This window comes from Methanolobus chelungpuianus (assembly GCF_024500045.1).
In the GTDB taxonomy this organism is placed as follows: domain Archaea; phylum Halobacteriota; class Methanosarcinia; order Methanosarcinales; family Methanosarcinaceae; genus Methanolobus; species Methanolobus chelungpuianus.
Window position 1 is genome coordinate 604,097 of the sequence record NZ_JTEO01000002.1, and the last position, 15,121, is coordinate 619,217.

The window sequence follows — 15,121 nt, forward strand, 5'->3', positions numbered from 1 at the left end:
GTAAGATGGGTCAGGAAAACAGGATGAATTGAAGAAAAAAAGGTAATTGGCTCAGCCTACAACGCTCGTGTCGGGGAACCTTATCGATGGAGTGAGCACGCCTCCAACCTTGCGGATGTCCGTGCCCGCGCCGTTGATCCTGCCAAGCATCTCGAATATATTGCCTGATATCATAAGGGATCTCACCGGCTGGTCGATCTGACCATCTTTTATTGTAAAGGCGTTTCTTGCCTCCACGGAGAAGTCCCCTGAGATCGAGTTGGCTGTATGGGCACCGATGACAGTGTTGACATAGATCCCCTTGTGTGTGTCCTCTATCACATCAGTGCCGGGATGATCTATGATGAAATTCCTGGGGCCGACGGAGGGCGTCGAGAAATATGAGCCTCTTGAGGCATTTCCGGTGCTTTTGACATTGTCCTTGCCTGCAGTATAAGTGTCATATAGGTATGATCTGAAGACGCCGTTCTCTATCACTTTTGTCCTTTGTGAGGGCACTCCCTCATCATCCGACCTTCCGGTCTCGATGCCTCCTTCAAGCAATCCGTCATCTGTTATTGAGAGATTTGAAGTGGCTATCTGCTCCCCCAGCCTGCCTTTCAGATTGGAGCGTCCTTTCTGGACATTATCCGCATCAATAGACGGTATAAAAGCGCTTCCCAGCAGGTCCGCAAATGCAAAGGGGTGCAGGATCACATCTGTCCGGTGCGGCTCAATGCTGATTCCGTGCTGTGAGCTGCGGGAAAGTTTAGCTGCATTCCTGCCGATAGCGGCAAAGTCGATATCATTTCTTCGGGAGATGGCAAAGTCATAAGCTGTGGATATGTCCCCTTTTGTGGTGATGACATCAGCAAAACCCGAGACGCCTGTGGAGCTTTCCTCAACCTCCACGCCGTTTGTATTCATTATCACACGCTTTCCGGCACTGCGGGAAAAGCTACCCGAGGTTACAATAACGCCGGGGACTTCCTTTGCCCCTTCAACCATGTTAAGGGCCTGCAGGATACAGGCATCCAGCCCCATATGCTCAAGTTCCGGGTCCATAATGCCGGATACTTTGGGATATTCACTTGCATAAGGTAATGACCTCCAGTCGGGATCCCTCTCGCGGACCTTGGCAGACCTGACCGCGCTCCTGGCTGCGTCTTCCGTGTGGCTCATGATGTTGGTGCTTGCAAAGCCGACAGCTCCGTTGACAATGGCACGGATGCCCAGTCCCTGGGAGATGTTCTCCTTTGCACCTTCGATCTCATCCTTACGGATGTCCACTGAAGTCTTGTGGTCCTCAATGATAAGGATCTCAGCTTCATCGGCACCGGCGTCCACTGCGGCCTTAAGCCCCCTGCGTGCAAGCTCGTACAGCATCAGGCACCACCCACCAGGGCTTCTGAGACCATGAGATGGGGTGAACCATCTGTTACAGGCACCAGCTGTCCTCCCTTTCCACACCTGCCGGAGTTGAGTGTAAGGTCGTTGCCTACCATTCTTACGTTGTTGAGTATCTCAAGGGTATTGCCTGAAAGTGAAACGTCCCGGATCAGGGAGGTAAGTTGCCCGTTCTCTATAAGGTAGCCTTTTTCAGCATTGAACTGGAACACTCCTTCGCCGGTGTTGACCTGCCCGCCCCTGGAGCCTATGAGATATACGCCGTTCTTTATCTCTTCGAGCATCTCCTCGAACCTGGAGGTGCCGTTGTCGATATAGGTGTTGCTCATCCTCACAATCGGCTTTGCATGTCCCTGCGCCCTGCAGTGACCGGCCTGTCCGCCAAGCTTTGCAGCTGTCTCCCTGGAGTGCAGGTAGGAACTGAATATGCCATCCTTGATCAGGACAGTTTTCTCTGACTGTGTGCCTTCGTCGTCGAAGGGAAAGAAACCATATTCATGCAGTGTCGGGTCATCAATGATATTCACAAGTGGTGAGGCTATCTGCTGCCCTATCCTGTTCTCAAGTATCGAGCTGCCTTCAAGCACAAGATCGGCTTCTGAAGCATGGCCGACGGCTTCATGAGCGAACACGCCTGCAAGCTCCGGATCCAGTATGACAGGCATTGTGCCACCTTTGGCGGGCTTTGCATCGAGCAGCTGGAGGGCTGTCTTTGCAGCAGACTCTGCAAGTTCGAATGCATTGTGCTTTTCAAATATCTCGTACCCGTTGACTCCGAACCTGCTTTCCCTGCCTGCCTGGTACATCCCTTCCCTTGATGCCACGGCGCTGATCGCAAAGCCTGTCCTTATGAGCTCGTACTCTCCTTCGATGCCTGTGGAATCGGTATAAAGCACCTTGTACGAAGATTCGCTGTAGACCGCGCTGGTGCTGGAGATACCTTCGATCTTTGCCCTTGCACCTATCTCTTTCAACAGCCCGACCTTCTCCTCAAGGGATATGTCCCTTGGATCGACCTTTATCCTGGGCATGTTCCTTGCGACGGGCTTTGAGATGTCGAGCATTTCCACCTTTTCCTTGTGTGATCTCTCGTCCATCCCCACCGCAAGCTCTGATGCTGCACCGATGGCCTTGTTAAGATCAAAATCCCCGTCCACGGAAGTGTATCCCCAGGACCCTCCGCTCAGGGCACGCACTCCGGCTCCCTTCGTGTAGTTCTCGGATACTTCCTTTATGTTACCATTATCGAGGACTATCGATGTTGTTGTCCCCTCAATTATCTTTGCATCGAAAAAGTCTACCCTGTACATGATCTACTCCCAAAATAGCAAAAGGTCCCTGTTCACGCAGGGACCACATCTGGCATATCCAGATTGAATTTAAAGTTGGTTATACTCTGAAGCTTTTCCATGATACGGTTCTTTTCAGGACCGACCAGGCTGTGCTCAATTACTTCGATAATGCTTGTCACAGGCACTATCTGTATCCTGTCCCTGTAGGCCTCTTCTATAAGCACATCATCCTCATTGGACTTGGGGATGATGACCTTCTTTATCCCTGCCTGTGCCGCAGCCTCTATCTTGTATGTCACACCCCCGATGGGCAGGACATCACCGCGCACGGAGAGCGATCCTGTCATCGCCACCGACTGGTCGATGGGTATGCCTTCCAGTGCAGATATCACGGCAGTTGCTATTGATATAGAGGCACTGTCGCCCTCCACTCCCTCATAGGTACCTATGAACTGGATATGGATATCGTGGTTGATGACGTTCTTCCCGGTAATGTTCTTGATGACCGCGGATACGTTCTGGACGGCTTCCTTTGCGATGTCCTTGAGCATGCCCGTGGCAATGACACGGCCTTCGGAGCTCGACTGGGAAGGTGTCACTTCAGCTATTATCGGCAGGACTATGCCCGAATCTCCTCCGAGGACCGCAAGACCGTTCACACGGCCGATGGCTCCTCCCTTCTTCTTGAAGAGCTGGTAGTCTTTCTTGCGCTCGAGATAGCTGTCAGCAAGCTGCTGCTCTATGGACCTTGCCATCTTCTTGGCTGCAAGCACATGCTTTGCAGTGGCTACAGGCACACCCTCTGAGTGTGCTATATCCCCTGCAACCCTTACGAGACCGCCAAGGTCACGCAGCTTGAGAGTGAGGTGGCCTTTCCTGCCTGCCCTCCTCTGTGCCTCGCGTATGACTTCGTCCACTGCGCTCTTGTCAAAGGGCGGTATATGCCCGTCCCTCATGACTTCCTGCGCAACGAATCTCACAAGGTTCTTACGGTTCTCAGGTGTATCCTCCATGGACTCGCGCATGAACAGCTCGTACCCGTATCCCTTTATACGGGATCTCAGGGCAGGATGCATCTTTTCCATGGCATCCAGGTTACCTGCCGCCACCATGATGAAGTCACAGGGGACAGGCTCTGTCTTGACGAGGGCTCCTGAGCTCCTTTCGGACTGACCGGTGATCGGATACTCCTTTTCCTGGAGTGCAGTAAGCAGGCTCTGCTGGGACTCGATGCTGAGTGTGTTGATCTCGTCAATGAAGAGCACACCTTTGTGTCCCTTATGGATGTCTCCGCTTTCCACCCTGTCATGGGCCGGCGTCTCAAGTCCGCCGGACTGGAAGGGGTCGTGCCTGACATCACCGAGCAGTGCACCGGCATGGGTTCCTGTTGCGTCTATGAATGATGCGTGTTCCTTCTGATAATTTGAGACGATCATTTTAGGGATCATCAGATCATCTTTCGGAAGGAACTGGCGGGTAAGCAGCAGTATCATTATGGCAGCAATAATACCCCAGAGCAACTGGCCGACGTAGAACGAGTAGATTATGATACCAAAAACCAGTATCATCATCAGCATGTTCCTGGACTGCACCTTCTTCTGTGCCTCCATCTTGTGGGCCATGACGATCTCCCTGCCCTTTCCGGCGGGGACAGACCTTATCTTGGGGTTATTGTTGTCCTCCGGGTTAGGGTAGGCAAGTATGTCCTGAAGCTCCTCCTTTGGCAAAAGCTCTGCCATGGCCTTGGCCAGCAGGGACTTGCCAGTACCCGGGCTTCCTATCATCATTACATGTCTTCTCTGGCTGGCTGCCTTTTTGACAACCTCTACTGCATGTTCCTGCCCGATGATCTGATCGATCAGGAGCTTTGGAACATCAATGGAGTCCGTCGTATCAAAAGTATCACCATAGAGTTCTTTCTCATCGCCAGAAACGGTTATTTCATTCTCCATAGTCTACTCACAAGTTTCTAGTTTGTTCACTGAAGTACGTACAAAATATATACTTGACGGTTTTTTATTAATTTGTGAATCACCTTATATCAAAGTACCTCAAACAAAACCAACATTTATTAATGCTGGCACCGTATAAGAATCTACTTATCCTAAATAATATGTCAGGTATAGCATGAAGCAGGCTCTCTTGTTGCTCTTTGTCTTGATGTTTGCAGTCCTTTCCCTGTCCATGACCGGGTATGCTCTCAACGAGGAGGGACAGTATATACATCTCACCCAGATGAACATCAGGTTCGAAGGCACAGATGCAGAGGTGACCTTTCACTATGACCTGGATATGTTCTCCAGGGTGTATGTGTTCCTTCTCGGGAGTTATAATCTCCAGCCTACCATCGAGAACGTCCTGTTCGACTTTGAACACGTGGAGGTAAGGGAAATAGGCCGTAATCATGCAGTGGTCCATGTGACCAATATTTCCAGGCAGAACTCGGAATACTACCTGCACGACTCACGCGCGCTTGGGGCAAGGGTGGACATGCTTACGCTCCAGTATCCCGACGGTTCATCAAGGAACGTGCCCGGAGCCACGGCAACTCCTTACACCTTCTATGGCGGATGAGGTCTTCAATCTGGTCTGCTTCCTGTATTCATGCACCCACCAGGCAGGCACTCAGGTGCCGCCTTTCTCAGTTGTATTCCCTCCGGCAGGGCATTGAATCTGTTATATGCCGGATGGCATGATTTGTTCCTCCCATGGGTTCCTATAATTAAACTCTCTTATAGGTGCTTATTCTCTACTAAATCCCTCATAAAGGCATTTAATGCAAATAAAGGCATTCTAACAGCTGGTATTGTGGAAAAAACCTGTTAAAATGCTCTTATTACCTTGCGGTTTTCATGCGACGGTTTGCACAAAGACTGTCAGCCCAAAACCTTTATCAACAATAATGCATTATGAGGGTTGCTGTTAGGCGCCTGATGCTTGCGGTAATGTGCAGGGCACAATGCGATCATCGGGAGGGTGTGACAGCAAATCGAATGGCATGGGCTCGTGGTCTAGCTGGTCATGACGTCGCCTTGACATGGCGGAGGTCCTGAGTTCGAATCTCAGCGGGCCCATCACGAATCCCCTCGCGGGACTCGATAAGTTTAAATGCGAAAACACCTATTAGGTGCAAGGACACTCAAGCCCAGGTAGCTCAGTTCGGGAGAGCGCTGCCCTGAAGAGGCAGTTGTCCCCGGTTCAAATCCGGGTCTGGGCACCTAGAAGTAAACGCAGGACATCAGTAGTGTAGCGGTCATCACCTGGCGTTGCCAACGCTAGAACCCGGGTTCGAATCCCGGCTGATGTACTTCTTTTTTTAGTTTTCTCTTGATTGAATGCTTCTTGCTTGAGTAGTCTCGGTTTAGATTTATCTTTTCGCTTAGGTATAAGTATGATAAACTTCCCTTCTTCAAGTGAACAGGATGTAAGCAACATTTGAGGCTGCATTCTGCTCGCAGTCAGAGGGGGAATTTCGGATGAAGCAGTCTTTCATTGAAAGGTACTATATGCAAAAGGAAGTTGAGATCGACATCGGTGGAGAGGAAAATTACAGGGGTATAGCTGCAGAGTGCAATGACGGTATCCTCAGCCTTAAATGGGATATCGGTAAGGAAGGATACACTCATATCGATATAGATAGCATCAGAGCCATCTGGCTACAGCCCGAGTGAGTATTCCTGCTCGCCTGAATGTTCTCAAGTGTCTGTTCTTGCTTAAAGGCATCATAAGCTTCCAAAAACAGATCTATTTTTTATGTCCGTTTAACCGGGCATATTATTGAACGATAAGTGGTTCCAGTCTTAAACCTCCAGGTCCATGATATCGCCCGGCCCGGAATTGTTATTTTCTATATGGCCTGCTGATAGAAATTACAATGGCGTGTTATGTTCAGAGAGGTTTGTTTTATATCCCTCGGAGTACATCCAACAGTCGGAGTTGGTGGAAGTAAATGGCAGCAGGTTGTGAAAACCTGCTCTTTGCGAATACAGGCTGTGTAATAGCCGAAGCTGTTCTTCCGGCCAGCTATCGTCAAAAGGAGTGGAGGTGTCATCCCGTGGAAGTTTTAATAAACTGTCCCAGCTGTGGTATGAAGTTACTTAATGCCGCCAGAGGCGTTCAGCACTGCAACGAATGCGGATACTGGACAAAGAAAGTATGGGTCTACGCTTGAATTAATTCCGTGAAGCGTTATCCGATTAACGAGGAAAGCTTAAAACACTTTGTAACAGGATCCGATATCAAGAGCCGTTAAATGCAGGTCTCCCGAAGGCCCGAAAAAACATAAGTTTTCCCAATTCTATTTTTTTCTGGCATAATTGCTGCTCTCATATCCTGAAAGGTTAACCTGGTTAAATTCATATTGTTTGCCTGTAAAAACATCATCTATGAAATATGAACGTGAGGTCATAGTTTCTTCTGTAGCGGTAGTGGTTGGGATAATGCTCTTCTTCCTGTACCAGGAAAGAAGCTCGGCTATTAATATCATTCTCAGGGCAGCAGCACTGTTTGGCTATCTATTCCTGTTCCTCGGGATACTGTCATCTGAGTACAGGGTCCGGATGAAGAAGGTCTTTGGCAGTCCTTTTCTGAATATCCATCATCATCTCGCAAGGGCAGGAGTCGCGCTTGTCCTGCTTCATCCCCTGCTTGTTGCCTACCGGTCTGGCCTAAGCTCTTTTCTGCCTGTGTTCTATCCTGTGATGGATTTCCTGATGCTTGCAGGAAGGCCTGCATTCTACATTATCCTGATAGCAGTGCTGGCTGGTGTTTACAGGAAGAGGATACCAAAAAAATGGAGGGACATCCATGCACTCAACTACCTGGGATTCGTGCTTGTCTTCTTCCATGCATGGCTTATAGGCACGGACCTTCAGTATGCTCCGATGCAAGTCATCTGGCTTGCCATGGCACTGGCAGTACTTGCAGTCTATATACACAAGCATATCATGCCTGCACCGGTCCGAAAGAAGAATGCCGGGAAGGGCCAGGATAAGAGCGCATGATCATAAACACATTGCTATTGCTGAAAGCTGTGTCAGGGCCAATGTGAAACAAGAAGACAACGGTAACTTATTTATCATTTTGGCAATCTCTTTTTCCTATGGCAGAAGAGCAGTGGTGCAGTATACCTTCGGAAGATGTCTTTTCCTTGTTCAATAGCCACCCGGATGGCCTGAGCCGTGAAGAGGCTGAAAAGAGGCTTTCACGGGACGGCTATAATGAGGTGGAGTCTAAGAAGGAACATGGGCCTGTTTATAGATTTCTCCGGCAGTTCGCCAGTCCCCTGATATACCTCCTGCTCATAGCTGCTGCCATAACATTCTTCCTTGATCTGTATGTCGATACTATCGTGATCCTGTTCGTGGTCCTGGCAAATGCGGTCATAGGTTTCATCCAGGAAGGAAAGGCCCGGCATGCCCTGGAATCCCTGTCAAAGCTGCTGGTGCCTGAAGCAAGGGTCCTGAGGGGTGGCATGAGTATCGTATTGTCAAGCAGGGAACTTGTGGTCGGTGATATCGTGCTGCTGGAAGCAGGCGACAGAGTGCCTGCTGATCTGCGCCTGTTCTATACCAAGAACCTGAGGGCGGATGAGTCCATACTGACCGGGGAATCAGTTCCCGTGGAAAAGAGCACAGCTGCTATTGCTACCGGCTGCGCGTCCTTTGGGGACCAGAAGAACATCTCCTTTGCGGGTACCCTGATAAGCCAGGGGCAGGGCAGGGGCATTGTAGTGGCCACCGGCAACGGGACCCAGATAGGCCGGATATCCGAGTTCATCAGGGAGAGTAAGGAAATATCCACTCCTCTGCTGCGCAAGATGGCCCAGATGAGTGTCGTACTGTCTGTGGTCATCGTTGTCGTGGCAGCGCTCACCTTTGCCATAGGCCTGCTGAGGGGACTTGAGACCATCGAGATATTCATGGCTTCCGTCAGCCTTGCAGTTGCAGCTATCCCGGAAGGGCTTCCTGCGGTCATAACGATCTCCATGGCCATCGGCGTGAACCGGATGGCATCAAGGAACACTATCATACGCACGGTTCCAGCAGTCGAGACCTTGGGAAGCGCCACTGTGATATGCACGGACAAGACCGGCACCCTTACCAAGAACCAGATGACGGTGACCCAGGTATACGCTGCAGGCAAGCTTTATGAGGTCACAGGCGCAGGTTATGATCCGGAAGGTGAGTTCCTGCTTAACGGAGCCCGGGTGGATCCGATTGCCGACAGGGCCCTGACAGAAACCCTTAAAGCAGGAGTGCTGTGCAATGACGCATCTTTCCGGGGCGAGGACAACATTGACGGGGACCCCACGGAAGGTGCACTGCTGATCTCAGGCCTCAAGGCCGGAAAGTTCTACCTTCCGCGGGTGGATATCGTACCCTTTGAACCTGAAGAGAGATATATGGCCACTCTGCATGAAAACGGGGACGGCTCGAAGATAATTTACGTGAAAGGCTCTCCTGAAAAGATCCTCCAGCTGTGTGTCTCACAGTTTGATGGTGAACGCACGGGTCCCCTGGACATACGGGGTGTCACCCAGACATCCGAACAGATGGCCTCTGATGCATTAAGGGTGCTGGGCATGGCCTACAGGCAGGTGCCTGCTGAGATGGACCGGATAGAACCGGAAGACATAAAGGATCTTGTCTTCGTTGGTCTGCAGGGCATGATGGATCCCCCGAGGGACGGAGTGACCGAAGCTGTCCGGCAGTGCAAGACAGCAGGTATCAGGGTAATAATGATCACGGGAGACCACCTGAGTACGGCTTATGCCATTGCCACTAAGATCGGCATTGAGACCGAAGGTGGCCTTTCAGGAAAGGATCTCGAGGTCATGCCGGACGAGCAGCTGAGGCAGCGTCTGAGGTCGGTCTCGGTATTCGCAAGAACCTCTCCCGAAGACAAGTTAAGGATAGTCAAGCTTCTGAAGGAAATGGGTGAGGTGGTGGCAGTCACCGGTGACGGCATAAATGACGCTCCTGCTCTCAAGACCGCCGATATAGGCATCTCCATGGGCATAACAGGCACGGAGGTTGCCAAGGAAGCCTCCAATGTGGTGCTTGCAGATGATAATTTCTCCTCCATCGTTGCAGCCGTCGAGGAAGGCAGGGATGTCTATAGCAAGATACAGAAGATATTATTGTGGACCCTGCCAACCAACGGAGGACAGGGTCTGTCCATAGTGGTTGCAGTGCTGATGGGACTTACACTGCCCCTGGTTCCGCTCCAGGTCCTGTGGCTGAACACGGTCACGGCTGTCGGCCTGGGCGTCCCCATTACCATGGAACCAAAGGAGAGAGGTATACTCAGGAGACCTCCCAGGCCCCCAAAAGAGCCTATACTGACCGCGCTGATAAAAAGAAGGATCGTGTTCGTGTCACTGCTCATAGTTGCAGGCGCTTACTTCAATTTCTTCAGGAAACTGGAAGATGGGGGAGACCTGGATGCAGCGCGTACCGTTGCACTGAATACCATCATGTTCTTCCAGATATTCTTCCTGTTCAACTCCAAGTCCCTTTATGACTATGTCTACAGGGATCTGTTCTCGAACAAGTTCATGTTGCTGGGTATTGCTATTGTGCTCTTCCTGCAGCTGTTGATAACCTATGAGCCGACAATGAATTCGGTGTTTTCCACCGCTCCAATCCTGCCGGCTGACTGGCTGGACATACTGCTCGTATCAAGTACGGTGTTCTTCCTGATAGAATTTGAGAAATACCTGCAAAAAAGGGGATATCTTCACTGAGATAATACACGTGAACGGGTCAGGGCTGGCAGGCCCGGCCTATTTCTTGCGCAGGAAACTCTCGTCAATAGGGTAGTATTCCGTAGCTGAGTTGATAAGCTCCGAGGCCGTGTTACGCTCGAAGGAGTATACTTCCACGCGCACACCGGAGGCTTTGAGATGGTTCACAAGGGCTGTGAAATCGCCATCCCCACTCACCAGTGCCACGGTATCGACCTTGCCTGAAATGGATATCGCATCGATTGCGATCCCCATGTCCCAGTCGCCTTTAGTGGAACCGTCAGGGCGGATCTTCAGCTGCTTTGTCCTGACCTCCCAGCCAATGCTTTTAAGCAGATACTTGAACCCGGACTGGTCTACTTCTTCTGTCTCTACAAGGTAAGCTATAGCTCTCACAAGCGGCCTGCCTTTCAGGACGGCAACAAGCAATTTCTCATAGTCCAGCCTGCTGTCGTAATAGTTGCTCCTGGCAGAATAGAACATGTTCTGTACATCGGCAAATACAGCCACTCTCTGGTTCTTATATGGGGCGCTTCCGTTTTGAGAAGTGTACATAGCTCAACTCCCTTATATTCTGGTAGTACATGTAGTTATTACTCTGTCATATATAAGCACCTTCTATTGTGCTCTATCTGTTCTATGCATGATATCAAGAACCCCTGTATTTCCACTGGAAAATACATATATTCTATGCATGTTTTATACTTATTAAAGTATATTATCTCTGCTAGAAGGATGTGCTGTATAGGAACATATCCAATGGCTATATAATAAGCGATGTAACACCTATATATTTTTATTCAAGGATATCTATTTAAATTTAGGATGCATTACAGGTCTTAACCAATATGCAACTTAAAAACGGACGCTACTCCTATCTTGAGCTGGTCATAGCATGTACTATCTTTGGCTCAAGCGGTGTCTTTTTTAAGCATGTCCACGGAATGGGTGTGAGCTCTGTTATCTTTTACAGGCTCCTGTTCGGCTTTTCATTACTGGTGGCATACCTGCTCATTACAAAAAAGTATGAAGTTTTCCGGCTTGGAAAAAAGAAGCGGTATGTTTTGCTCATAGGTGCGTTCAATGTAATTACTGCATACGCCTATTTCAGCTCCATCACATATGCCGGATTTTCCACGGCTGTCCTTCTGCTATATACGGCACCAGTGTATGTTACTCTGATGTCGCCTCTTATCCTGGGAGACAGGATCACCAGGCGCGGTATGATGTCATTGTTCCTGTCGCTTGCAGGCATCCTGATGGTAGTGATGCCCGTGGGTGGGCTCTTAGGAAGCGGTAACCATCTTGCTATAGGTGTGCTGTTTGGTCTTGTTTCGGGCCTTTCCTACAGTGGCACTATAATGATTGTCAGCTATCTGAAGACAGACTATTCAGGTACATCCCAGCTCTTCTGGTCAGCACTCATAAGCCTGTTGATATTGATGCCCTTCGGGAGCAGGATTCCCGGTGAAGTTCTTGCGCCCAATCTCCCGGTGCTGATCGTTTTCGGTATCGTTACAACAGCATTTGCATCCCTGTTATATCTCAACAGCGCTGCGAAGATACCTGCCCAGACAGTAAGCGTGCTGGCACTGCTTGAACCTGTGAGCGGCATAATATTCAGTTCCCTTTTTCTGCATGAACCAATACTGATGAGGACCATGCAGGGGTGCCTGTTCATTCTGCTTGGCGCCCTGATACTCGTCCTGGATGACCGGATGATATATATAGACAACATGAAAAAACCGGTTCCGGGCTTTCCTAATGTAACGAGTGCCAGATTTCCATATATTTCCAGGATAACTGCCTGGCTATTCAGGAAATACTGAACATCCACGGATTTCAGGAATGGTCACACGGACCAAAAATAGCATACAGATGCCTGCTGTGGAACAGGCATCCATATTTACTCTGGTTTACTTTTTGCTGCTGTTGTCTGTTTCAGCTCCGCTTCCTCAGTATCCATACAGCTGCGATGACCACTACAAGCAAGCCCATTGCAATGCCTGCTGCAGGTATGCCACGGCCCTCCTCTACTTCAAAAGTGCCATTGAGATTTCCTATGCTTGCATTATAAATGCCTGCCTCATCCATGCTCACTGTGAAGTTAACGGTCTCTTCCTGTCCGGGATCCAGTATCACTTGTTCGGTTGCCATCACGTTCCCGTCGATGAGAAGCTGCACGTCCTCTTCCCCGGTCTCGGTACCTATGTTCCTTATACTTGCAGAGATCGTTACATCGTCTCCGGTCTCTGCAACAAGGGGCTCTATAGTAAGGTCAGAGTAGGAGTACCTGGCTTCCGGCCCCTGAACCTCTATGTTCAGTTCAGCTTCAAGGTACTGGTCTGAAGAAGTGCTTATCCTGTGCATGCCTGCATCCATTGCTGTGTGGTTGACCCTGCCCTCGGTACCTGTAGTACCCACCAGCCTGCCGTCATACAACACTTCCACGTCCCCTACAGGTCTTCCGTCTATCAGTGTCGTGACAGCTATGCTGATGTTGTCTCCCACGTTCACTTCAGAAGGTGATATATCTATAGCAAGCCTCCTGCTCAGGTCGTCGGGGGATATGACCTCAACTTCGGTACTTCCGGGCGCGAATCCCTCTTTCTCTGCTGTAACAGTGAAGGTGCCTGCTTCTCCCGGAGTGAATGATATAGTCCCGTTGGCAGAGGTATTGCCCACTTCCGTGTTCCCGAACATCACTACTGCATTCTCCACTGCCGCTCCCCGTGAAGTGACCTCTATGCTCACGGACCTGTTCTGTGCGAGAGCCTTTGGAATGTTGATCTCGAGAGGATCGGCATCTTCTGCAGTTGTGACCGATACATATGGATAGAATCTCACAACACCGGAATCTGCAACCATGAACATCACGTTGTCCATGACCGATATACTGCTGTCTCTTGAAAGCGTAATGGAGCGATCGCTTGTCATGACTATCTCATCCGAGGAGACACTTGAGATCTCCATCCTTCCGAACCTCTCGCCGGATTCGATATCTATCACATTTTCAGATATCTGGAATATGCCTTCAACGAATACGGCGTTCGTTTCAGTGCCTCTGAATATCTCCCTGAAGTGTACGATTATTACGGGTATGCTGTCGGCGTCGCCAACATCTGCCTCATATACATAATCGCCTCCGGAGGAGATAACACCTGTATCGACCTCGCTGCCGTCCTTATCCAGCCTCACAAGCACCCTTGAACCGTCAAGATCGACCTCCTCGATCACCAGCCTGTATCCTTCGCCCAGCACAAGTGAGGAGCCGGTGTAAAGGGAGGCCCTGCTGTCACTATCTATAAGGACCCTGGAAAGCTGGCCGCCCGAGAGAAGGCTTTCGTTACCTGTGAAGCTGTTCTCCACATACCCTGCGAAGTACTTCTCTGCAAGGAAGCCGATCACACTGAAGCTTCCCCAGGGGCTGTATTCAAAGCTCACCTGCTGCGGCACGCTCCTGTAGACAAGATCCCCTGAACTGATAGTCCTGCCGTTGAGTTCGGTTATTTCCAGGGATTCGGTGCCTACTCCTTCGTCAATATTGTAGTAGAATCCTTCGAAGTTCAATGGTGTCCATGTGTATGCCTCTCCTTCGACCACAGTCCCCCTGAGCTCATAGCTGCCGGGCTGTGATGTGTCCACTACAGGTCCGAATCTCAATATGCTGTCATCCGCAACAACGAACTGCAGCTTCCCCATGACAGGTATGGTGTTTCCTCTTGTGAGGGATATGGAATTGGTGTTCTCCATGCTGATCTCGCCCTCACTGAACGAGCGGATCTCCATCCTTCCGAACCTGTCACCGGTCTCTATTTCCACATAGCTCTCGGATATCTGGAAGATACCCTGTATGAACACCGCATTGGTTTCCGTTCCCCGGAATATGTTGCTGAAATGGACAGCTATCAACGGGACATCCTGCTGCGTGCCCAGTTCAGCCTCGTAGACATAATCGCTGTTCCCGGAGATAATGGCAGTATCAACCACCTGTCCATCCTTCACCAGGTTAAGCAGCACACTGTCCCCGTTAAGGTCCACTTCCACAACGTTGAGCCTGTAACCTTCATTAAGGACTATTGCAGAGCCGGCAAAAACAGACCTTCGTGTATCCTCATCCACAAGGACCCTTGTTAGCTGCCCGTTGGACATGAGGCTTACATCGTCATCCGCAAACTGTGAGTTATCGGTATAGCTGGCAAAATACCGCTCCGCCATGAACCCTATGACCTGGTAGGAACCCCAGTCGCTCCGATCGAAGCTGGTGTTGATGGGCGTGGTAGAGTATTCAAGCGCTCCGGCCGGTATGGTCCTGCCCGAGGAACTTTGCAGGCTGACTGTCAGTGTCTCCGATCCTTCGCCCGAGTCAAGGTCGAAGTAAAATCCTGAATAGCTCTGGGCCGTCCATGTATATTGCAGGGACAGGTTCTCATCTGCAGACCAGATGCGATTTCCCGTTGTATTGTTCTGAGCTGTGGCAGTTGCTGCCAGAAAGATTGCTGTTATTATCAATACACTTACCAGTAAAGATAGATTAATGTGTCTTCTCATGTTAACCCCTGACCTCAATAATCCTTCGTTCTAATGTTTAATAAGTTTATTCCCGAAAAGGCTGCACATGTTTCTTTCCTTGAATAAGGGCCTAAAAGGCGTGAAAAGCAGTAAACCCAAGCATCTTTAAGCTTGCATGCCCATG

The 15,121-nt window shown here is 50.1% G+C and carries 10 protein-coding genes and 3 tRNA genes; 8 read left to right on the plus strand and 5 right to left on the minus strand.

Going from position 1 to position 15,121, the window contains the following annotated elements; genetic code table 11:
* Positions 1 to 51: 51 nt before the first annotated feature.
* From PV02_RS03935 to lonB, 3 genes are read right to left on the minus strand one after another with little or no spacing between them, the layout of a single operon-like run.
* On the minus strand, positions 52 to 1,365 hold the full coding sequence (locus PV02_RS03935; RefSeq protein WP_256622055.1) for a TldD/PmbA family protein: 1,314 nt from the start codon (positions 1,363 to 1,365) through the stop codon (positions 52 to 54).
* A complete protein-coding gene (locus PV02_RS03940) occupies positions 1,365 to 2,696 on the minus strand; it encodes a TldD/PmbA family protein (protein WP_256622056.1) in 1,332 nt (443 codons plus the stop codon). Before PV02_RS03940 ends, PV02_RS03935 begins: the two co-directional genes overlap by 1 nt.
* A 32-nt stretch (positions 2,697 to 2,728) precedes the next feature.
* Positions 2,729 to 4,630 carry an ATP-dependent protease LonB gene (gene lonB / locus PV02_RS03945; protein WP_256622057.1) on the minus strand — a complete coding sequence of 634 codons (1,902 nt, stop codon included), beginning with the start codon at positions 4,628 to 4,630 and terminating at the stop codon, positions 2,729 to 2,731.
* A gap of 175 nt (positions 4,631 to 4,805) precedes the next feature.
* On the opposite strand from lonB, the gene PV02_RS03950 reads away from it, so the two are divergent.
* The 7 genes from PV02_RS03950 to PV02_RS03980 all read left to right on the plus strand — a co-directional run bounded on the left by PV02_RS03950 (position 4,806) and on the right by PV02_RS03980 (position 10,425).
* Entirely contained in the window at positions 4,806 to 5,252 is a 447-nt protein-coding gene (locus tag PV02_RS03950) for a hypothetical protein (RefSeq protein ID WP_256622058.1), read from the plus strand.
* A 426-nt stretch (positions 5,253 to 5,678) separates the two neighbouring features.
* A tRNA-Val gene (locus PV02_RS03955) sits at positions 5,679 to 5,752 on the plus strand.
* Positions 5,753 to 5,821: 69 nt separating this feature from the next.
* Positions 5,822 to 5,895, plus strand: a tRNA-Phe gene (locus tag PV02_RS03960).
* Positions 5,896 to 5,913: 18 nt separating this feature from the next.
* Positions 5,914 to 5,985 (plus strand) — tRNA-Gly (locus PV02_RS03965).
* A gap of 169 nt (positions 5,986 to 6,154) precedes the next feature.
* Positions 6,155 to 6,349 (plus strand): MM0924 family protein, encoded by a 195-nt coding sequence (locus tag PV02_RS03970; RefSeq protein ID WP_256622059.1) that lies wholly within the window; start codon positions 6,155 to 6,157, stop codon positions 6,347 to 6,349.
* A 714-nt stretch (positions 6,350 to 7,063) separates the two neighbouring features.
* On the plus strand, positions 7,064 to 7,681 hold the full coding sequence (locus PV02_RS03975) for a ferric reductase-like transmembrane domain-containing protein (protein WP_256622060.1): 618 nt from the start codon (positions 7,064 to 7,066) through the stop codon (positions 7,679 to 7,681).
* Between the two features lie 98 nt (positions 7,682 to 7,779).
* Positions 7,780 to 10,425, plus strand: coding sequence for a cation-translocating P-type ATPase (locus PV02_RS03980; protein WP_256622061.1), 2,646 nt, complete (start codon positions 7,780 to 7,782; stop codon positions 10,423 to 10,425).
* A gap of 39 nt (positions 10,426 to 10,464) precedes the next feature.
* On the opposite strand, the gene PV02_RS03985 is transcribed toward PV02_RS03980, so the two are convergent.
* A complete protein-coding gene (locus PV02_RS03985) occupies positions 10,465 to 10,980 on the minus strand; it encodes a LabA-like NYN domain-containing protein (RefSeq protein WP_256622062.1) in 516 nt (171 codons plus the stop codon).
* A 293-nt stretch (positions 10,981 to 11,273) separates the two neighbouring features.
* Here PV02_RS03985 and PV02_RS03990 point away from each other — a divergent pair, with 293 nt between their 5' ends.
* Entirely contained in the window at positions 11,274 to 12,254 is a 981-nt protein-coding gene (locus tag PV02_RS03990; protein ID WP_256622063.1) for a DMT family transporter, read from the plus strand.
* Between the two features lie 112 nt (positions 12,255 to 12,366).
* On the opposite strand, the gene PV02_RS03995 is transcribed toward PV02_RS03990, so the two are convergent.
* Positions 12,367 to 14,976, minus strand: a complete 2,610-nt coding sequence (locus PV02_RS03995; protein WP_256622064.1) for an S-layer protein domain-containing protein — start codon at positions 14,974 to 14,976, stop codon at positions 12,367 to 12,369.
* Between the last annotated feature and the right edge of the window lie 145 nt (positions 14,977 to 15,121).

Bases quoted from the DNA above. Each gene is read 5' to 3' on its own strand.
- PV02_RS03935 (WP_256622055.1), bottom strand. From the start codon at position 1,365: ATGCTGTACGAGCTTGCACGCAGGGGGCTTAAGGCCGCAGTGGACGCC.
- PV02_RS03940 (WP_256622056.1), bottom strand. From the start codon at position 2,696: ATGTACAGGGTAGACTTTTTCGATGCAAAGATAATTGAGGGGACAACA.
- lonB (WP_256622057.1), bottom strand. From the start codon at position 4,630: ATGGAGAATGAAATAACCGTTTCTGGCGATGAGAAAGAACTCTATGGT.
- PV02_RS03950 (WP_256622058.1), top strand. From the start codon at position 4,806: ATGAAGCAGGCTCTCTTGTTGCTCTTTGTCTTGATGTTTGCAGTCCTT.
- PV02_RS03970 (WP_256622059.1), top strand. From the start codon at position 6,155: ATGAAGCAGTCTTTCATTGAAAGGTACTATATGCAAAAGGAAGTTGAG.
- PV02_RS03975 (WP_256622060.1), top strand. From the start codon at position 7,064: ATGAAATATGAACGTGAGGTCATAGTTTCTTCTGTAGCGGTAGTGGTT.
- PV02_RS03980 (WP_256622061.1), top strand. From the start codon at position 7,780: ATGGCAGAAGAGCAGTGGTGCAGTATACCTTCGGAAGATGTCTTTTCC.
- PV02_RS03985 (WP_256622062.1), bottom strand. From the start codon at position 10,980: ATGTACACTTCTCAAAACGGAAGCGCCCCATATAAGAACCAGAGAGTG.
- PV02_RS03990 (WP_256622063.1), top strand. From the start codon at position 11,274: ATGCAACTTAAAAACGGACGCTACTCCTATCTTGAGCTGGTCATAGCA.
- PV02_RS03995 (WP_256622064.1), bottom strand. From the start codon at position 14,976: ATGAGAAGACACATTAATCTATCTTTACTGGTAAGTGTATTGATAATA.